We start from the raw sequence: 18,425 nt of genomic DNA, 5'->3' as shown, positions 1-18,425 counted from the left end.
GGTCGACCGGATCAGAACCAGGTCCGGGGCCGGATCCGGTTGGCCATGTCCACCAGCCGGAAACGGTGGCGGGCGAAGGGGGACTGGCGGGCGATATCGCGCAGGCCCTGTTCGATGCCGGCACGCAGGCCTCGCTCGGTGAACTCCACGTCGAACAACGGTGCCTTGGCCACACGGACGGGACCGTCGGTCTTCTCCTGCTCCGCGCGCAACCATTCCAGCGCTGCTGCGAGCACCGCCAGTCTGACCTGGGGGATCCTGGGCTCGTTGGTGGGCAGAATCTCCAGGCGACGCGCCGCGCGCCGGAGACGCGCCTCGTTGAGCGAGGACTGTTCGGTGATGAGCATCAGGACTGTCGTCAGGCGCGCCATCCGATGGTGCCGGGAGGACTGCGGCAGACGGTCCAGTGCGGCGACAGCGGCATCCACCAGCCCTTCGGCATGCAGTTGGCGGGCCAGCCCGAAGGCTGCGGACACCGTTGAGGCGTTCGTCGCCCAGACCAGCCCGTAGAGGCGGATCGTGTGGAAACGCAGCGCGACAGGGTCCTGGGACAGGTGCGTCCACCCGGGGACCTCGCTGTAGTCGGGGGACTGCTGTGCGCCCTGGGTGTAGGTCAGTGCCAGGGCCGCCTTCTGCACAGTGGAGTCCAGCAGTCGGGTCGTGTTCATCCCCTGGTGTTGCAGCATCAGTTCGTCGGTCGCCGCCAGGGCCAGCTTCGGGGCCGGCTCACCGGGCAGGGTGTTGAGCACTTCGTTGAAACACGCCTGAGCTGCGACAAAGTCACTGGTCAGCAGGTTGGACACGCCGGACAGCCACTGGTGGCGCCAGTCGCGCTGCAACCGGTCATCCATGCCTCGCAGCGTCAGGACGGCTTCGGTGGTCATGCCAAGGTCGAGTTGCGCACGGACGATGGTCAGCGGGATCTCGGTGGACGACGACATGTCCGGCTGTTTCAGCGCTGCCTTCAGAGTGTCGAGGACCTCACTGGGTTCGGTGAGACTTGCCGCGGACAGCAGGGACGCTCCGGGATCGTTCGGGTCCGTCAGTGGGGTGGGCAGTGCAGCGACCACTTCGGGGGCGGTGGTCTCCACGGACCGTTCGATGCCGTCGATGAGCTGGTCTGTGCGGAAGAGCAGGTGTTTGGTCCCGAAGGTGGATCGTTGGGCAGTGAAACGGGTGTCGAGGTGCGGGTACTGCCGACCGTCGCGGATGGCCAGGACCTCACGGAGGACACCGATGATCTGGTTGGCCATCGCTCCCGCCGAGCTGAAACGGCGTTCGGGGTTTTCGTCGGTGGCGCGCAGCAGGAGCCGGTAGAGCGACAGGTACTTGCGGAACAGCGGTTCGTCGTTGGGGGTCGGCAGTCCGCGATCGTAGACTCCGTCGGTGACGGGTAGCTTCACGATGAGACTGGCCAGCGTGCGGCCGACGGTGTAAATGTCGCTGGCGATCGTCGGCCCGGTGCGTGCGATCTCCGGAGCCTGGAAACCACGGGTACCGAAGATGTGGCCGAAAGCACCGATGCCGGAGACCGCACCCAGGTCGATGAGCTTGACCTGGTCTTCGGTGATGATGATGTTGTCTGGTTTGAGGTCGTTGTAGACCACACCGCGGGAGTGCAGGTAGTCCAGCGCAGGGAGAACCTCGAGTATGTAGCCGATAGCGATGTCGATGGGCAGGGTGTTGCCCGGTTGGCGGCGTCGCCGGTGACGCAGCGACGGGCCACCGACGTACTCCATGATGATGAAACCACCGGGGCTGCGTGGGTCATCGATGAAGTTGAAGATCTTCACGATCCCGGGGTGGGTGATGTCGGCGAGGAAGGCGCGTTCTGATTCGGCGACAGCCCGTTCATGGGCGGTGGTGGTGGCCATCATGCCTTTGAGGACGACCCAGCGGTCTGACACGTTGTGGTCGACGGCGAGGTAGATCCATCCCAGCCCACCGTGGGCGATCGGCCCGAGCACCTCGTACTGGGCGGCGACCATGTCGCCCGGTTGCAGGACGGGCCGCTCCGTGCCCTCGGCGACGGCCTTCTCGATGGCATCGTCGCTGATGACCGCGTCCTGCGGATTGGTGGGAGGGATGAAGGGAAGTCGAACCATGCCACCGGCGACCTCCGCGCCGGCGCGGGACGTGCCGCGTCGCCGACGGAAGGTCGACAGAGCTTCACGCCGACTCCGTTCACCGGAGTCGATGGTGGGCTGCCGTTCTGTGTCGCCTACCCCCTGCGTGCCGCCGGGATCGGTTGCCGGACCAGTGACCGCGGTGTCGTCGTGGGTCTCGTTCCCGTCACTGTCGTCGGCGAAGGGATCGAAGGGCGTGGCCTGTGTCGACTGGCCGCCGGTGTCCTCATCGTCGCCGTCGTCGACATCAGAGCTGGCAGGGCTCGCAGAACTGTCTGTGCCGCTGTCGGCATCGTCGTCGGCGAAGGGGTCGAAGAAGGTGGCTTCGGTCGCCTGACCGGTATCGCTCGTACCGTGCTGACGGTCAGCGTCCGCTGAGTCGATCTCTCGGCCGTGCTCGTTGGGGTTCGTCACTGTTCCTCCTCCCTCTCAGTGTTCCCGCTGTCCCCCGAGCGTTCGCGGAGGGCGGTGAGTTCGCGGTTGTCCGCGGCGGACCGGTACTCGGCGGGGGGTTGGCTGGCGGCCCCGAGGTAGCCTTCCAGCCAGGTGTCGTAGATGTCGTCCCAGGTTCCGTCGGTGCGGATGCGGTCCATGGTCGAGTTGACCTGGCGGACGAGTCCGGCTGTGTCACGGTCTTCGGGGAGAGCGGCGGCGACACCGTAGTCGGTCCCGTCGGTGCTGTCACCGATGATCTCGGTGTAGGGATCCTGTGCCTGGAGCCCCGAGAGGATCGCGGAGTCCGAGTAGATGGCGTCAGCCTGCCGGCGCTGGATCGCCATCAGACAGTCCGACCAGGTCTGGGTGGCGAGAATATCCTGGTGGGGGACTTCATCGCGGAGCTCCTGAAGGTTGGTGGAGTCGTGGGTGACGCAGACCGTCTTGTCAGCGAGGTCATCCTCCCCGGTGATACCGGAGTCCCGCATGGCCAGGATGCGCGGGTAGGTCGTGAGATAGGGGACCGAGAACTCGACCTGTTCCTGCCGTGGCCTGGTGATGGTGAAGGTGCGGATGACCAGGTCAACCGTGCCCACGGAGAGGACGTCCTCGAGATCATTGCCTTCGACGTAGCGGTACTCGATGCGGTTGGGGTCGCCGAAGATGTCGCGGGCGATCTCCCGTGCCAGGTCGATCTCGAATCCGGCGAGCTCGCCGGTGACCGGGTCCCGGAAGCCCAGCTGGTTGAGGGATTGTGCGACTCCCACCACCAGACGGCCTCGTTCGACGATGGCCGGGACACGCCGCGCCGGGGAGACTTCCTGACCGGTCCGTGGGTCGGTGTCGGGACGCAGGGATCCGTAGGCTTCGCGTGCCCCGGCCATGGTGTCGCTCGTGGTCTGGGATGTGAGGTCGTCGACGTTGTCGGACAGTTTCGACCCGTTCGGCAGCGCGAGGGTTGGGTTCGGCGCGTCCGGCCACTGCTGCAGACTCTGTTCGTTGGAGACACAGGACGCCAGGGCCATGGCGCTGACGGTCGCCACGACGGCGGCGGCGACAGGGGTGACGATGCGTGTGCGGGTATTCACAGGTACTCCTGGAGCCGTGGGCGGGTTCCGTAGACGATGCACAGGGCCGAGATGACACCGAGCAGAATCACCAGAGCTGAGACCTGTTGCGCCGACACCCGGGAGTCCGCGAGGTAGGTCCGGAGTTGTTCGCGGGTGTCGTCGATGAGGGAGCGCAGGTTCTCATCCAGCTTCTGGTACGGATGCAGGTCCGATTCGCCGATCGTGGCACCAATTGCCGCGGAGTAGTTACCCTGCTGGACGTAGGCGAGCATCTCGGCGTGGGCGTTGTCCCAGGCACGCAGGTTCTCCCGGGCGTCATCCAGCACTCCGCGGTCGCCCACGGTGGAACGGAGCGTCTCAAGCTCACTGTCGATGCGGGTCACCTGGTCGGAGAAGTCGTTCTGGGTGTCATCGGAGTACTCGCGTTCCACGAGACTGAGAGCCTCGGTGGTGCGTGTCTGCTGCACGTTGATGCGCAGCGAGGTCAGCGTCTCCAACGGCTGGGCGGTCCCGTCGAGACCGCGGGTGCCGTCAGTCCAGGTGGTCAGTGCTGACCCACTGGCCCACAGCAGCGCCACGGTCATCAGGACCGTGGCGGTGGCGTACCCGCCGTTGATACGGCGGTTGGTGTGGGCGGCCAGCCAGAACTGCGCGATGACCAGCAGTACGACCGCGGCCACCAGTCCGGACAGGGCGAACCAGCCGGGTTTGGTCAGGGCGAGTTGCTGCTCACCGACCTCGGAACTGGTGTTGGAGTACAGCTCCCCAGCCGCGGGGAGGATCTCGTCCTGCATCATCGTGCTGGCCTGCGTCACATACGCCGCACCGACCGGATGCCCCTGCCGGTTGTTCACCCCGGCCTCGGTGATCAGACTGGTGTACATCGGCAGCTTCTCCTGAATCTCCAGGATGAGTGCCATTTCGCGGGTGGACGGATCGTCGATGCCGTTGGCGGCCCGGATGATCGCGCGGGACGCGATGTCGACAGCCTCCCGGTAGGACGAGTCCGTGTCGGCACCGCCGGCTGCGTCTTCGACAAATCCTGTGGTGGCCACGGAGTCCGCCACCGACAGTGAGTTGTACAGTTCCTGCGCGGCAAAGGACACCGGCTCGGTCCGGTTGACCAGCGTGTTGAGGTCCCCCTGCTGCTTGGAGGACTGTGCGGCCATGGCGCCACCGGCAGCGAGGATGGCCAGGACCAGGATCACCGATACGACGGTGAGCAGGCCCGGTGTGGTGGAGACGAACCGTCGGAACCTGCGGGGGATTTCGAGTGCCGGGGTGAAGACACTCAGTCGCCGCGATCCGGGGCCGTCGGTGGGGGCGTCGTCCATCCACCGGTCGGTATCCTGGCGGCGCCCCCCGGGGCCGATCGGGGAGTCGGTGGTTGCCGAGGGGTCCGTATCGAGGGTCGTGAATGTGCCGGTCGAGGCCGGATCGGCGGCCCCGTCACTTGGATCTCGTGTCGGCACGGGCATGTAGGACATCCTACATTCGTCGAGGCAAGAAGTGGCAGTGCCCTGGCTGAGGGGTGTATGGCACCATAGGGGAATGATTGAAGTCGAATCCTTGACCAAGCGGTACGGTTCCGCGACCGTTGTGGACGACCTGAACTTTTCGGTTCAGCCGGGAATCGTCACAGGATTCCTCGGGCCGAATGGTGCAGGTAAGTCCACGACCATGCGCATGATCGTCGGACTCGACCGCGCGTCGGCCGGCACCGCCACGATTGACGGTAAACGCTACGACCAGTACACCAAACCACTGCACAAGGTCGGTACTCTGCTCGATGCGAAGTGGGTCCACCCCAACCGCACCGCGGCGAATCACCTGAAGTGGCTGGCCGCAGCAAACGGCATCCCCCGTAAACGGGTCGATGAGGTCCTGGATCTCGTCGGGCTCAGTGATGTCGCTGGTAAGAAGGCCGGCAACTTCTCTCTCGGTATGGGGCAGCGCCTCGGCCTGGCGGTCGCGTTGCTGGGGGACCCGGAGGTCCTGATCCTGGACGAGCCGGTCAACGGCCTGGACCCGGAGGGTATCCGCTGGGTGCGTGACTTCGTCCGTCACCTCGCGACCGAGGGGCGGACGGTGTTGATCAGCTCACACCTGCTCAGCGAAATGGCGATGACCGCCGACCACCTCGTGGTCATCGGCCGTGGACGTCTCGTTGCGAACACGTCGACGCATGACTTCATCAAGAATGCCTCCACCGCGACGACGGTGGTGCGCACGGATCATCTCGAGGAGATGAAGAATGCGCTGACGGAACAGTCCGTGAGCTTCAGCCAGAGCACCGATGATGATGGGCGCGACATCCTCGTCATGGAGGACACCGAACCAGACGAGGTCGGCGGTATCGCCTACACCTACGGACTACTGCTGCGGGAGCTCAGTGAACGGAGGGCCTCGTTGGAGGACGCCTTCATGCGCATGACCGGGCACGCCGTGGACTACCACGCGAATCTTGGTGGGGACCTGGGCGACATGTCCGACCTGGGTGGTCTGCCGAACCAGCAGGCCGATGCTCCGAACGACGCCCAGCCGACCACCGAGGGGGAGAAGTAATGCTCGCACACGCTATCAACGCCGAGTGGATCAAGATCCGGACCACCAAGGCGGTCTACTGGACCTCGGCTCTCATCGTCGTGTTCTCCGTTGCCTTCGGCGCGTTCATGGGATGGGCGAATGCCACCAGTTACCAGATGTTTGTCGACGACGGGGACCTGGAGACCGCCGCGATCAACGCGGGCGCACTCGATGTTGCGGGTGCCTTGATGGGGCTGCAGGTCTTCGGTGTGATGATCATCCTGATCCAGAGCGCGTTGCTGGTCACCGGTGAGTACGGTAACAACACCGCGAAGTCGAGTGTCCTGGCGGTACCGAAACGCTGGCAGCTGCCGGTGGCCAAGTTCATCGTTTACGGTGTCATCGCGGCGATCGTCACGTTGATCTCCGCGGTGCTCAGTGTGTTGGTGACAAAGTGGGTTGCCGGACTCCAGATCGACGATGAGGCAGTGCTCTCCAATATCTCACTGTCAGCCGACGATGCTTGGACAGTGATGCTGCGCATGGTGATCTACTCGCTCGGTGCAGTCGCTCTGGCGATCGGTATCGGGTACCTGTTGCGGAAGACAGCCGGTGCGATGGCTGTCCTGTTGCTCTGGGTGCTGGTTCTCGAAGAGATCCCGGGGATGTTCCCGAGGGTCAAGGAATGGGTCCCGCAGTACATGCCGTTCAAGAACATCGGAGGTGCGGTCAACCTCAACGATGTGGCCAACGCACCGTGGGGTCAGGCCGGCTCAGTGATCTACTTTGCCGTCATCTGCCTCGTCATCTTCATCATCGGCACGGTCACACTGCGTCGTCGTGATGCCTGACCGACCCTCCCAGGGCAGGGGGGCGGTCCAGGGGACGTCCCACGGAACGACCCAGGCTTCTGCGACCGCCACGGTTTCCCTTGCGATGCTCGCCGGCATCGCACTGCTCTCCACCGGGGGGCCGTTCGGTACAGACATGTACCTGCCGTCCCTGCCGGAGATCACCGACGATCTCGGCACCACGGCCTCGCTCACCCAGCTCACGATCACCGCCTTCATGGTCGGTATGGCCGTCGGTCAACTCGTCGTAGGCCCACTGTCCGACCGTGCCGGGCGACACCGCCTGCTCGTCGCCGCCACAGTCGTCGGCCTCGTGGCCTCCGTGATCTGCGCCCTGGCGCCCTCGATCTGGCTCTTCATCGTCGTGCGTTTCTTCCAGGGCGCCGCCGGTGGTGCCGGGGTGACCCTGGGCCGCTCCATGATCGCCGACCGACTCAACGGTGCCGCAGCTGCGGCGGCCCTGTCGACGATGATGATCTTCACGTCCGTCGCCCCCATTCTCGCCCCGGTGGTCGGCGGCGCCGTGGCAGGTCTTGCGGGGTGGCGGGCGGTGTTCTGGACGCTGGCCGCCATCGCCGTGGCCCAGGTGGTTGTCGCGCTTCTGCTTCCGGAGACCCACCCTGCCGAGAAGCGCACCGAGGGTGCGATGCTTGTGGTGTACCGGCGCATGGCGGGGCTCTTCCGCGTCGGTCCTTACGTCGGCCATCTCGTGGCGTTTGCCATCGGGTTCGGCGGATTCTTCGCTTTCGTCTCCGGCTCCTCATTCGTGATGCAGGAACAGTTCGGCCTTACGGCATCCCAGTTCAGCCTCGTGTTCGCTGGTAATGCCGTGGCACTCGTGCTGGCGAACATGGTGAATGCACGTGTCGTCAAGAAAGTCGGTCCTGCGCGGATGCAGGCGATCGGCCAGGGGCTGCTCCTCGCTGGCGGGCTGGGACTGCTGGTTATTGCCCTGACGGCGCACAGCCTGGTCCCGGTGATCCTGTTCACCTTCGTTGCGACGATCGGAACGGGACTGAACCTGGGCAATACCACGGCGTTGGCGATGGATCTGGCACCCGGGCGTGCCGGCGCCGCCTCAGCGTTACTGGGAGCCGGTCAGTTCCTCGCCGCCGGCGTTGTCGCCCCTATCGTCGGGCTGGGCGAGGACGGTCTGCTGACCATGGCGACAGTGATGGCCTCCTGTGCCGTTGTCGCTGTCCTCAGCGGCCTCTACGGCCGTCGGGGTGCCCGGCGTGCCTGCTCCCCCGACGTGTCGGACAGCTGACCGTACCGGCCAGGCTAGTTGCGGCTGCGCTGAATGTCCTCGATGAGGCTTTCGGCAGCGATCGACAGATTACGCAGCGCGGGGACACCGCGGCGGAGCTTCGCCAGGTCACGGCCGTCCATGCGGCGTGCGGCGCGGGCGATCAGCATCGCCCACTCATCAGTGATCGAGTTCAGCATTTCAATGCCCTCGTCGGACAGGTACAGATCCTGGGCGCGACGGTCCTGGTCATTGGCCTGCCGTAGCACCAGCCCGGAGTTGATCAGGCGACGCACGGTGGCTGAGACGTTCGAGGCACGCAGGAAACGGAGGCGCGCAATGTCCGACACGCCGCACCCGGGGTGTTGGGCGATGAAATGCAGCACTTCGATCTCGGACTGGGAGATCGCCAGCTTGTGGTTCGGGCGGTCCATCAGGCGGCGTAGAGCGGAAAGGAAGTCGTAGACGGCCGTCGCGATCTCGGCGACGTCGATTTCGGGCAGGATCTCCGGTGCGCGGTGACCGCGAATCTGGTCCTGGACCGGGTCGGAGCCCAGGTCATTGATGAAATCGGTGAAATCGTCGGCAGACTCTGTGGAGTCCGTGGTGTCCCGGATGTCTTTGGCCATGGTGGGCTCCTTGTCTGCTATTGACTAGCTTCTGACTGGTGTATCGGTCCGTCAGCTATCACGGTATCCGACTCGTGGTAGTTTCTGCGACCTATTGTTTATGTCATTGTAAGCCATTTACTGCAGCGCTGACGTAAGCCGGGCAACATTCTCGACATAGCGTCGCATCAACGGGCGGTTCCCCCACTCTTCCCCGGTCAGTTCGGTACAGGTGGAACGGTAGGTTTCGGTGAGTTCCACCATCGAATCCAGCAGGTCACCGTGGCCGGCGAGCATGGTCACCTCGTAGTTCAGCCCGAAGGAGCGCATGTCCATGTTGGATGACCCGATGATCGCCACCTCGGCGTCGGCGATGACGAACTTCGAATGCAGGACGGCAGGGTAGGGGTACTGGTGGATCCGGACCCCCGCTTCGAGCATCTCTGCGTAGTAGGACGACTGGGCGAAGTCGACGATCGGTTGGTCCGCCTTCTCTGAGACGAAAAGTTCGACCTCGACGCCGCGGTAGGCCGCGGTGGTGACGGCGTCCAGGAGTGACTCATCCGGTACGAAGTAAGGGCTGACCAGGACCAGATGCTCCTTGGCGTGGTGGGCCACCGACGTGAACAACCGCAGGTTCGGTTCCGTGGTGAACCCCGGCCCGGAGGGGACGACCTGGAGGATCTCGTTCCCGGAGTCCGGCACCTGCGGGGCGGTGTCGGCATTGAGCCAGTGCGTCGCCTGCGACGGGGAGAGCAGGTCGAGCTCCTCCTTGGACTCGGTGAACCAGTCGACGGCGAAGACGGCATCGAGACTCATCACGATCGGCCCGGTGACCTCGACCATGACGTCAATCCAGTGGCGTCCCTTCTTCTGGTTCTTGGGCAGGAGGTAGCTGGGGTCGATCATGTTCTGGCTGCCCATGAAGGCGGTGTGCCCGTCGACGACCAGGATCTTGCGGTGGTTGCGCAGGTCCGGTCGGCGGAAACGCCATCGCCACGGCTTCAGTGGCAGCATGACCATCCAGTCGACCCCGATCTCCGTCAGTCGCTTCCCCAGTTTGAGGTAGCCGGGGTACTTCCAACTGCCGACGTGGTCGAACATCAGGCGTACTTTCACACCTCGTTGCACCGCACGTTCCAGCGCGTCGAAGAAGACCCCGGTGGTGTCGTCCCAGGCGGTGATGTAGATCTGCACGTGAACGTAGTTCTCGGCGTGGTCGACGGCGTCGGCCATCGCCCTGATCGACTGTTCGTAGTCGGAGTGCAGCGCCACCAGGCGGCCGGTGGCGGCCGGCATCGACGTCAGATGCCTGTTGAGATGCATCATGCTGATGATCTCGTCGGTGACCTCGAAACCGTCGGGGACGTCGGGCTCGTCCTCACTGACGGTGCGGATGAGCTCATTGGCCTGGTTCTGGATATTGTGGCGACGCCGGTTGATGTACGGCGACCCCATGAACAGGAAGAGGATCACCCCGGCGAAGGGGATGAGGAAGATCGCCAGCAGCCAGGCCATGGCACTGGTGGGCTTCCGCTGCGAGGGAACATACCCCAGGGCAATGATCTTCAGCGTGTAGTCCAGCAGGACCAGTGCCCACTGCCACCATTCGAGTCCGTCGCCGACGATGTTGCCGAACAGAGGGAAACCGAAGTTGTCCGGAGTGATGAACGACCAGAAGTCAGAAGCCGTCACCATGCTGGTCACAGCGCGTAGTCCACGATTACGGGGGCGTGGTCGGAGGCGCCCTTACCGGAGCGTTCCTCCCGGTCGACCACCGGGGAGGAGGGGGCGAGACCCCGCGAGTACTGCAGGTCGATCCGGATGCCCTGGTTCTTCTGGAACCGCATCGCCTGGTAGTCCCAGTAGGTGTAGGTGCCCTCGAGCGGTGCGGTGGCCTCGGTCATGCCGCCGCGGCGCCCGAGGTCGTCCAGGGCAGCACGCTCCCGTGGGGTGACATGCGTCTTGCCGTCGAACCAGGAGCGGTCCCAGAGGTCCTTGTCGGTGGGGATGATGTTGAAGTCGCCGACGACAACCACGGGGTCGCTCGCGTCCTTCCCCTTTTCCAGATAGGACGCCATGCTGTCGAGGAAGTCGATCTTGTAGGTGAAGTGCCGGTCGGAGATCTCCCGTCCGTTGGGGACGTAGAGGCTCCACACCTCGACCCCGCCACACCGGGCCCCGACTGCCCGGGGCTCCAGGGACGGTTCCGCGGCAGGATCCTTGTCGAAGCGGGGCTGACCGAAATCCGAGCGCACGTCCTCGATACCGACCCGGGACAGGATCGCTACGCCGTTCCAGGAGTTTTCGCCGACATGGGCGTGCAGGTAACCGGTGTCGGAGAAATCGGGGAACTGGTCATCGGTGCACTTGGTCTCCTGGAGGCACAGGACGTCCACGTCTGAGCGCTCCAGGAAGTCCCGGACGCGTTGTTCCCGGTTACGCACGGAGTTGATGTTCCAGCTGGCGATCCTCATGTCCTACACCATATCCACTCCGCGGCGATTGCACCGCAGTCAGATCACCGTCTCAGTCGCCCGCCCCGGTAGCATCGGCCAACGTCAGGCAACGATGCCGGTGGTGCTCGGCGAACCCGAGGGAACGGTAGAGGCCGAGGCCCGCCTCATTTGTGGTGATGACCTGCAGATAACTGCGGGTCGCCCCGTGCTGGCGTCCCCAGTGGAGCATGGCGGTCCCCATCAGTCGGCCGAGCCCCTGGCGCCGCCATCTGGGTGCGACCTCGACGGCAGAGTACCCGAGGTGTTGTTCCCGTCCGCCGACGGTGACGGTGCCACGCGTGACCGCGACGAGCTCACCGTCGACGGTGAGGCGGGCAAAACCCAGTGTGCCGTCAATCCGGCCGGCGAGGAGCCGGAGCGCGTGCTCAGGCAGCGGCTCACCACGGAAATGGTAGAGGCTCAACCACTCGTCGTCCGGTTCCTCGGAGACCGAGAACGTGACGTTCGGAGGTCCTTCGGGGACCGGTGGAAGCTCGCCGTCGAGCGTGCGGGTCATCACGATGATCTCCGGGCCCGTCTGTGTCCCGGGGAGTCCGAGAAGATGCTCGGCAGGACGCGCCACCCGGTCGGGAAGAAGGATCCTGGTGGGGAGGTCATGGCGTCGGTAGAAGGCGTGAATGGCCTCGAGTGGTACCGGAGTTGTGCCGGTCTCCGGTCCCAGGGGGACGGCTGAGTTCGACCGTTCGGTGATCCCGTCCCCCGCGCGCATCAGCCAGCCGGCGATCCTGTCGTTGGTGATGCCGGGGAAGGCGGCGGCGGTGGCCTGTTCCACCGCGCGGATGTCGGAGGTGCGTACCGGACGGTCGGCGAGAGTCTTGAGGACGACGACTCCGTCGGCGGGCACAGTGTGCACCACCCCGTCCGTCGTCCGGATCTGCAGCGGATCCACGGAGTCGATGACACCGATGAGGTCGGTGACCAGGGGCCGCCCTGTCGAGGGGTTCATCGCCGGACGTGCGGCATCGCCCTCGGCATCGTTCATGACGAGGTAACGGACCGTCGCACGCACCCCCACCCGCACGCCGAGAGGATCGGTGTGGCGGGACACGGGGAAGGGGAGCCCCGTGGACTCCGGGGAAACCGCCCCTGCGTGGGCGCCCGACCACGATGTGTCGGGAGCCGGGTCAGGTGGCAGGTCACTCATCGTGGCCGAAAGGGTCGGGGTCCACGCCGGGGGTCCAGGAGTTCCCTGCGACAGTCCATCCCTCACGCTTCACCGTCTTCTTCGCGGCGCGCTTGTTCCGGCCGATGAGAGTGTCGATGTAGAGGTACCCGTCCAGGTGACCGACCTCGTGCTGCAGGCAGCGGGCGAAGAAGCCGTACCCTTCGACGGTGACCGGGTCGCCGTGTTCGTCGAGGCCGGAGACGCGTGCCCAGTCTGCGCGCCCGGTGGGGAAGTCGTACCCGGGGACGGAGAGGCAGCCCTCGACGTCGTCCTCCTCGTCCGGCATGGTCTCCGGGATCTCGGAGGTCTCCAGAACGGGGTTGATCAGACACCCGCGGCGCATGGGGCCGCCCTGGGCATCGATGTCGGCACCGGTCTTACGGGTGCCGTCCGGCCCGTCGATATCGGGACAGTTGTACACGAACAGGCGCTTGGAGACGCCGACCTGGTTCGCCGCCAGGCCCACACCGTGGGCCAGGTCGAGGGTCTCGTACATGTCGGCGATGAGGGTACCGAACTGTTCGGTCCCGACCTCGGCCTCGGCGACGGGCTCGGTGGGGTGATGGAGGACGGGGTCGCCGCAGATGACGACGGGGAGAACTGACATGCCCTCCAGAATAACCGCCGGGTGCGGGGCTACACGTGGAGGTCGGACTTTTCCACGGACTTCGGCACCAGCCACACGGCGATGGCGGAGATGATCGCGACGGCGGCGAGGTAGAGACCGATCGTCCAGGACTTTCCGGTGGAGTCCAACAGCAGCTGGGCGATCATCGGGGCGAAAGCGCCGCCCAGGATCGAACCGAGCGCGTAACCGATGGACGTGCCGGAGTACCGGACCTCCGCCGGGAACATCTCGGCGTACAGCGCGGACTGCGGGGCGTAGGAGGGGGCCAGCCCGATCGTGAGCACGACGATCACCAGGACCAGCCAGAGCAGCTCACCCTTGTCGACGAAGAACCACATGGGCACGGCCCACACCGCGATGAGCAGGTAGCCGATGATGAACGTCTCACGCCGTCCGATCTTGTCGGAGATACGTCCGGACCAGATGGTCAGGATCAGCCAGGAGACTCCACCGATAAGGGTGGCGATGAGGGTCTGTGACTTCGCCATACCCAGTTCGTTGGAACTGTAGGACGAGAAGAAGGCGATGATCATGTAGCCGGCGGCATTGTTGCCGGCGAAGATCAGGGCGGCGAGCAGCACGCGGCGCCAGTGGTTCTTGAACAGGCTGCCCAGCGGGGCCGAGGCCTCCTTGCGCCGTTTCTGCATCTCGAGGAACACCGGGGACTCGTCGACGGCGCGGCGGATCAGGTAGCCCACGGCGATGAGCACCACCGAAGAGATGAACGGGATACGCCAGCCCCAGCTCTGGAAGGCCTCGTCGGACATCCCGTTGGTGAGCAGGAACATGAACGAGGACGCCAGGATCAGACCCAGCGGCACACCGATCTGGGGGTACGAGCCGAACATGCCGCGCTTGTCGCGGGGAGCATGCTCCACGGCCATCAGGGCGGCGCCACCCCACTCGCCACCGGCGGAGAGGCCCTGCATGATCCGCAGCAGGATCAGCAGCAGCGGTGCGGCCACGCCGATCGTCTCGTAGGTGGGCAGCAGGCCGATGAGTGCGGTGGCCACACCCATGCCGAACAAGGTGACCACCAGGACCATCTTGCGTCCGTAGCGGTCGCCCAGGTGTCCGGCGACCACTGCGCCGAGCGGGCGGAAGAGGAAGCTGATCCCGATGGTGGCCCAGGAGATCACCTGTGCCAGGGGAGAGTCGCCCAGCGGGGCGAAGAACAGGGGCGCGAAGACGAACGCGGCGGCCTGCGCGTAGATGAAGAAGTCGTACCACTCGATGGTCGTCCCGACGAGCGTGCCCGCCAGGACGCGCTTCTGTTCAGGGGTCTGTTTCGAGGGGGACGGGGCAGCCGAAGTCGGCGACGATGTCGTGGACGGGGAGGTGCTCATGTGTGTCTCTCTGGGTCTCTCCGGGATGAGGGGACGATTCACCGGGAAAAGGTATTCGTCCGGGCAGGAGTACTGTACGCAACGGTGGTGCCGTGATGGAGCGAAACTACCATCTTGGGTCGGCTAAACTGATTCACCGTGGATGAACTGAGGGATGGGGCTGGCGCGGGGTTATCCGAGCGGGAACGGGAGATGCTTGACTTCGAGGCTCTGTGGTGGCGCGATGAAGGGGCGAAGGGGGAGGAGATCCGACGCCGTTTCGGGGTGAGCCCGGTCCGGTACTACCAGCAACTCAACGCGTTGATCTCGCGTCCGGAAGCATTGGACGTGGCCCCGGTGGTGGTGGGGGCGTTGCTGCGGCGTCGGGAAGGATAATTGGTCATGTTCTCCCGGGGTGTCATGTGGACGTGACTGGTGTGACTGTAGTTAGTATTGGGGCGTGACTGATCAGAACGGACCCCGCCACGGAGACGACTCCGTCTACGACCCGAATCCGGACACGGCCTACGATGACGAGTACGCCATCGATCCCGCCATGGGCGCGGCCGCCGCAGGAGGCACCGCCGGAGCCGCCTCAGGATCCGCCGCAGGGGCCGCCGCAGGGGCCGACGGGCCCGACGGAGACAACGGCACCGGTGGCCCGCCTCTCCGCGGCCTGGCTATGGTGCTCACCGCGGTCGCCGTCGTGCTCATCGCATGGGGTGTCTACTCCTTCGTCGGTGGTGACGGGGACGATACCGAGGACACCGCCCAAGACGCCACCACCGGGCAGGGCAGTGCCGCCGCCACTGCGCCCCAGGACAGCGCTGCACCGGAGGACGACACAGACGCCGCCCGGGGTGACAGCGCCTCGCCCTCCGCCGGCGACGGGGATGAGACCGCCGGCGATCCCACAGAGGACGGGGACGGCAATCCTGACGCCGAGGCTGGAGCAGGGAACGCCGGGGGCGGTGAGCCCGCGGCACCCGACATTGACCGGGGAGCCACCGCGGTCACCGTCCTCAACAACAGTGGCGAGCCCGTCGCCCAGACCACCGCAGACCGGCTGCGGGGGGAGCGTTGGACGAACATCGGCTACGGCAACCTCAGGGGCCGGATCGACGGCATCAGCGAGGAGTCGCGGGTGTACTACCCCGAGGGCAACGCACAGTCGCAGGCGGCAGCCGAGCAGGTCGCAGGTGACCTGGGGATCGCCGCCGCCGCCGGTAATCCGGACTATTACGACCGCTTCGGTGAGGCGGACGTCCGCAACGGCCCCCGTGCCGACGGGGTGGTCGTTGTGCTGACCGGACCGCTGTGACACTGATGCAGTAACATCCTCCCCATGGAATTTCCGTCCTCCGCCCCGACGGTCGGTATCGAGTGGGAGGTGGCCCTTGTCGACCCGGAGACGAGGGACCTCGTTCCGCGTGCCCCCGAACTCGTCGACGCCCTCGACGAGCGCTTCCCGGGACACCGGGTCACCCGTGAGTTCCTCGCGAACACCGTCGAGATGGTCACGGGTGTCCACCAGACCATCCCGGACGCGGTGGAGGACCTGCGCGAACAGCTCACCCAGATCCTCGCGGTCGCCGATGACCTGGGGGTGAACGTCTTCTCCGCCGGGACGCATCCCTTCGCGCACTGGGGCGATCAGATCCTCAGCGAGAAGAGCAGCTACCAGGAGATCATCCAGCGCACCCAGTACTGGGGACGCCAGATGCTGATCTGGGGCATCCACGTCCACGTCGGTGTCGGCGGACGCGACCGCGTGTGGCCCATCATCAACGCGGTCATGACGCAGTACCCGCACGTCCTGGCGCTCTCGGCGTCCTCCCCGGCCTGGGAGGGCCTCGACACCGGTTACGCGTCGAACAGGACGCTGCTGTATCAGCAGCTGCCCACCGCCGGCATGCCCTACCAGTTCGCCGACTGGGATGAGTGGGAGGCGTTCAACGAGGACATGGACCGTTCCGGGGTGATCAACCACACCGGCTCCATGCACTTCGACGTCCGGCCGTCCAAGTACGGAACGGTGGAGGTCCGGTTCGCCGACGCCACGATGGACATCCGGGAAGTCGGCGCGATCAGCGCTTTCATCCACTGCCTCGTCGTGTACTACGAACGGGAGTGGGAGGCTGGCCGGGAACTGCCGACCCTGCAGCACTGGCATGTCGCCGAGAACAAGTGGCGGGCGGCACGGTACGGTCTCGAGGCCCTGATCATCACCGACCGTGACACCACGGAACGGTGGGTTACCCAGGACATCTCCGACTGGCTGGACGTGCTCGCTCCGATCGCCGAGGAGTTCGGGTGTGCCGAGGCACTGCAGGACGTGCGCCGCATCATGGAACGCGGCGGGGACTATGCGTTGCAACGCGCCGCAGCGCGTGAAGCCGGTGCCGCCCTGGAACCGGGGACCCGTACCCGGGGCGATGTCGGGGCCGAGGAGGGGTTCACCCAGCCCGAGTCATGGATTGCCGCGGTGGATCTCACGGTGGACACCTTGAGGGAGTCGGTGAGGTAGATCGGTGGGTGCTCGGTCGCTCGGGGGCTCGCTCGGCCGGGCTGACACGACGACGTGAGGGCGGTTTGAGGGGGTCAGACCACCCGGACGTGTTCGTCCCACACTATGAGACATAGCATACGTGGGGCGACAGTGAAGGAGGCTGTGGACAAAGGGGTGCTGCGGGAGGGCGTCGTCCACAGGCGCGGGGAAAGGGGTGGACAGGGGGCAACGGGGTCTGCTGGACTTCGCACCGCAGGAAAGCGCAGGAAAGCGCAGGAAAGCGCAGGAAAGGCGAGGGGGAAGAATGGGAAGCGGGGGACATGTGGGGCACAGGACGAGAGCAGCGGGCCGGGGACCGGACTATACGCGGAGGCGCATGCCGACGACCGTTCCGGTTGTCCGGAGAGATCTGGCTGCGTCAGGGAACGTGACCGACTGGAAGCTGAAGCGGGAGTACATCCAGGTGGCTCCCGGGCTGGTCATCCCTACACCGGAGGGGTATGACTCGTCTGCTCACGGAGGATTCGGCGTCGACTGCGTCACCCGGGCCTGGGCGCACCATCTGGTACGTCCGGACGCAGTGCTGGCTGGTTGGGCGGCGGCCGGGGTTTACGGGCTACGGCCGGACTGGTGCGACTCAGCGCCGGTGTTGCTCCTCCATGGCGGAACCTCCCGAGGGTCGACCCGGTCCATGAAGGCGGCATGCCATCCGGTGCGACCGGTGATCCGTCCGCTGCCTGCGGGGCTGAAGACCATGCGTCCGTCCCGCAGGTTCCCGCAGTTGAAAGTGGTCACTCCGCAGGTGGCGGCAGCGCACTGCCTGTGGACGATAATGACCGGGCGTCATACCTGGTGGGTCCATGACGTTCCGGGAATGACCAGGGAGGAGGTGAGGGCCGTGCAGTTCCTCGACGCGTTCTGCCAGTGCACGTGGGTCACGCGCGCACAGATCCTGGAGGAGACGAAGGGAAAGGTCGACCGCCGTGTCATGGAACGTCTTCTCGCGCTGGCGGACGACGGGGCGCAGTCACCGATGGAGACGGTTCTGCGGCTGATCGTCCGTGACCTGCTGCCGCAGCCGTTTCGGTGGCAGTCACAGATCAGGGTCGATCTGATGCCGGGTGCCGCTACCGGGTGGACACCGAGGACTCTTCCTGACCTGGGTTGTGAGGAGCTCAAACTGGCCCTCTACTACGACGGTGGCCACCATGACACGGCCAGTCAGACTGATGTGGACTTCGATCAGTTCCATGCGCTGCGGGATCTGGACTGGGAGGCACTCCGGTTCAACAAGGAGTCGATCCGGTCCCCGGCGATGGTCCGGGAACGGGTGGTGAAGGCACGGGACAGGGCGCTTCGCCGGATGGCCTCGCTCGACGCGGCCGCCCCGGCACCACACTCTGCTACGACCATGTAG

The 18,425-nt window shown here is 65.4% G+C and carries 16 protein-coding genes; 7 read left to right on the top strand and 9 right to left on the bottom strand.

The annotated features are described in order from the left end of the window. Window positions 1-11: 11 nt before the first annotated feature. From CGLY_RS13945 to CGLY_RS13935, 3 genes are read right to left on the bottom strand one after another with little or no spacing between them, the layout of a single operon-like run. Window positions 12-2,540 (bottom strand): serine/threonine protein kinase, encoded by a 2,529-nt coding sequence (locus tag CGLY_RS13945; protein ID WP_227590290.1) that lies wholly within the window; start codon window positions 2,538-2,540, stop codon window positions 12-14. Beyond that, entirely contained in the window at window positions 2,537-3,649 is a 1,113-nt protein-coding gene (locus CGLY_RS13940) for a transporter substrate-binding domain-containing protein (protein WP_052540251.1), read from the bottom strand. Before CGLY_RS13940 ends, CGLY_RS13945 begins: the two co-directional genes overlap by 4 nt. After that, the gene (locus CGLY_RS13935; protein ID WP_227590289.1) at window positions 3,646-5,109 is read right to left on the bottom strand and encodes an MCP four helix bundle domain-containing protein; all 1,464 of its coding nucleotides are present in this window, start codon (window positions 5,107-5,109) and stop codon (window positions 3,646-3,648) included. Before CGLY_RS13935 ends, CGLY_RS13940 begins: the two co-directional genes overlap by 4 nt. A 73-nt stretch (window positions 5,110-5,182) precedes the next feature. Between CGLY_RS13935 and CGLY_RS13930 the strand changes: the two genes are divergently transcribed. From CGLY_RS13930 to CGLY_RS13920, 3 genes are read left to right on the top strand one after another with little or no spacing between them, the layout of a single operon-like run. Next, a complete protein-coding gene (locus CGLY_RS13930; RefSeq protein ID WP_052540248.1) occupies window positions 5,183-6,196 on the top strand; it encodes an ABC transporter ATP-binding protein in 1,014 nt (337 codons plus the stop codon). Further along, on the top strand, window positions 6,196-7,008 hold the full coding sequence (locus tag CGLY_RS13925; protein WP_038550202.1) for an ABC transporter permease: 813 nt from the start codon (window positions 6,196-6,198) through the stop codon (window positions 7,006-7,008). Before CGLY_RS13930 ends, CGLY_RS13925 begins: the two co-directional genes overlap by 1 nt. Beyond that, on the top strand, window positions 7,001-8,275 hold the full coding sequence (locus CGLY_RS13920) for a multidrug effflux MFS transporter (protein WP_227590288.1): 1,275 nt from the start codon (window positions 7,001-7,003) through the stop codon (window positions 8,273-8,275). The genes CGLY_RS13925 and CGLY_RS13920 overlap by 8 nt, the downstream gene beginning before the upstream one ends. 14 nt (window positions 8,276-8,289) lie before the next feature. On the opposite strand, the gene CGLY_RS13915 is transcribed toward CGLY_RS13920, so the two are convergent. From CGLY_RS13915 to CGLY_RS13890, 6 genes are all read right to left on the bottom strand, one after another. Further along, window positions 8,290-8,883: a MarR family winged helix-turn-helix transcriptional regulator gene (locus tag CGLY_RS13915; RefSeq protein ID WP_081803942.1), complete on the bottom strand. Its 594-nt coding sequence runs from the start codon at window positions 8,881-8,883 to the stop codon at window positions 8,290-8,292. Between the two features lie 117 nt (window positions 8,884-9,000). Next, window positions 9,001-10,560 (bottom strand): cardiolipin synthase, encoded by a 1,560-nt coding sequence (cls, locus tag CGLY_RS13910; RefSeq protein WP_081804075.1) that lies wholly within the window; start codon window positions 10,558-10,560, stop codon window positions 9,001-9,003. A gap of 5 nt (window positions 10,561-10,565) precedes the next feature. After that, entirely contained in the window at window positions 10,566-11,339 is a 774-nt protein-coding gene (locus tag CGLY_RS13905; protein WP_038550199.1) for an exodeoxyribonuclease III, read from the bottom strand. A 52-nt stretch (window positions 11,340-11,391) separates the two neighbouring features. Beyond that, on the bottom strand, window positions 11,392-12,525 hold the full coding sequence (locus tag CGLY_RS13900; protein WP_038550198.1) for an N-acetylglutamate synthase, CG3035 family: 1,134 nt from the start codon (window positions 12,523-12,525) through the stop codon (window positions 11,392-11,394). Next, window positions 12,518-13,153: a peptide deformylase gene (locus tag CGLY_RS13895; protein WP_038550196.1), complete on the bottom strand. Its 636-nt coding sequence runs from the start codon at window positions 13,151-13,153 to the stop codon at window positions 12,518-12,520. The genes CGLY_RS13900 and CGLY_RS13895 overlap by 8 nt, the downstream gene beginning before the upstream one ends. A gap of 29 nt (window positions 13,154-13,182) precedes the next feature. Then, window positions 13,183-14,520 carry an MFS transporter gene (locus tag CGLY_RS13890; protein WP_038550195.1) on the bottom strand — a complete coding sequence of 446 codons (1,338 nt, stop codon included), beginning with the start codon at window positions 14,518-14,520 and terminating at the stop codon, window positions 13,183-13,185. Between the two features lie 138 nt (window positions 14,521-14,658). On the opposite strand from CGLY_RS13890, the gene CGLY_RS13885 reads away from it, so the two are divergent. The 4 genes from CGLY_RS13885 (at window position 14,659) to CGLY_RS13870 (ending at window position 18,425) form a co-directional block, all read left to right on the top strand. Beyond that, window positions 14,659-14,895 carry a DUF3263 domain-containing protein gene (locus CGLY_RS13885; RefSeq protein ID WP_227590287.1) on the top strand — a complete coding sequence of 79 codons (237 nt, stop codon included), beginning with the start codon at window positions 14,659-14,661 and terminating at the stop codon, window positions 14,893-14,895. A 64-nt stretch (window positions 14,896-14,959) separates the two neighbouring features. After that, window positions 14,960-15,820, top strand: coding sequence for a LytR C-terminal domain-containing protein (locus tag CGLY_RS17610; RefSeq protein ID WP_038550193.1), 861 nt, complete (start codon window positions 14,960-14,962; stop codon window positions 15,818-15,820). Between the two features lie 24 nt (window positions 15,821-15,844). Then, window positions 15,845-17,026, top strand: coding sequence for a glutamate--cysteine ligase (locus tag CGLY_RS13875; protein ID WP_038550191.1), 1,182 nt, complete (start codon window positions 15,845-15,847; stop codon window positions 17,024-17,026). Between the two features lie 358 nt (window positions 17,027-17,384). Continuing rightward, complete coding sequence (locus tag CGLY_RS13870; protein WP_144313697.1) at window positions 17,385-18,425, top strand: DUF559 domain-containing protein; 1,041 nt, start codon at window positions 17,385-17,387, stop codon at window positions 18,423-18,425.

The organism is Corynebacterium glyciniphilum AJ 3170 (genome assembly GCF_000626675.1).
Classification (GTDB): domain Bacteria; phylum Actinomycetota; class Actinomycetes; order Mycobacteriales; family Mycobacteriaceae; genus Corynebacterium; species Corynebacterium glyciniphilum.
The sequence above is the reverse complement of the archived record's forward strand: the minus strand, read 5'-3'. Positions and strand labels throughout refer to the sequence as shown.

Bases quoted from the DNA above. Each gene is read 5' to 3' on its own strand.
- CGLY_RS13915 (WP_081803942.1), bottom strand. From the start codon at position 8,883: ATGGCCAAAGACATCCGGGACACCACGGACTCCACAGAGTCTGCCGAC.
- CGLY_RS13870 (WP_144313697.1), top strand. From the start codon at position 17,385: ATGCCGACGACCGTTCCGGTTGTCCGGAGAGATCTGGCTGCGTCAGGG.
- CGLY_RS13935 (WP_227590289.1), bottom strand. From the start codon at position 5,109: ATGCCCGTGCCGACACGAGATCCAAGTGACGGGGCCGCCGATCCGGCC.
- CGLY_RS13925 (WP_038550202.1), top strand. From the start codon at position 6,196: ATGCTCGCACACGCTATCAACGCCGAGTGGATCAAGATCCGGACCACC.
- CGLY_RS13920 (WP_227590288.1), top strand. From the start codon at position 7,001: ATGCCTGACCGACCCTCCCAGGGCAGGGGGGCGGTCCAGGGGACGTCC.
- CGLY_RS13900 (WP_038550198.1), bottom strand. From the start codon at position 12,525: ATGAGTGACCTGCCACCTGACCCGGCTCCCGACACATCGTGGTCGGGC.
- CGLY_RS13930 (WP_052540248.1), top strand. From the start codon at position 5,183: ATGATTGAAGTCGAATCCTTGACCAAGCGGTACGGTTCCGCGACCGTT.
- CGLY_RS13875 (WP_038550191.1), top strand. From the start codon at position 15,845: ATGGAATTTCCGTCCTCCGCCCCGACGGTCGGTATCGAGTGGGAGGTG.
- CGLY_RS13895 (WP_038550196.1), bottom strand. From the start codon at position 13,153: ATGTCAGTTCTCCCCGTCGTCATCTGCGGCGACCCCGTCCTCCATCAC.
- cls (WP_081804075.1), bottom strand. From the start codon at position 10,560: ATGGTGACGGCTTCTGACTTCTGGTCGTTCATCACTCCGGACAACTTC.
- CGLY_RS13905 (WP_038550199.1), bottom strand. From the start codon at position 11,339: ATGAGGATCGCCAGCTGGAACATCAACTCCGTGCGTAACCGGGAACAA.
- CGLY_RS13890 (WP_038550195.1), bottom strand. From the start codon at position 14,520: ATGAGCACCTCCCCGTCCACGACATCGTCGCCGACTTCGGCTGCCCCG.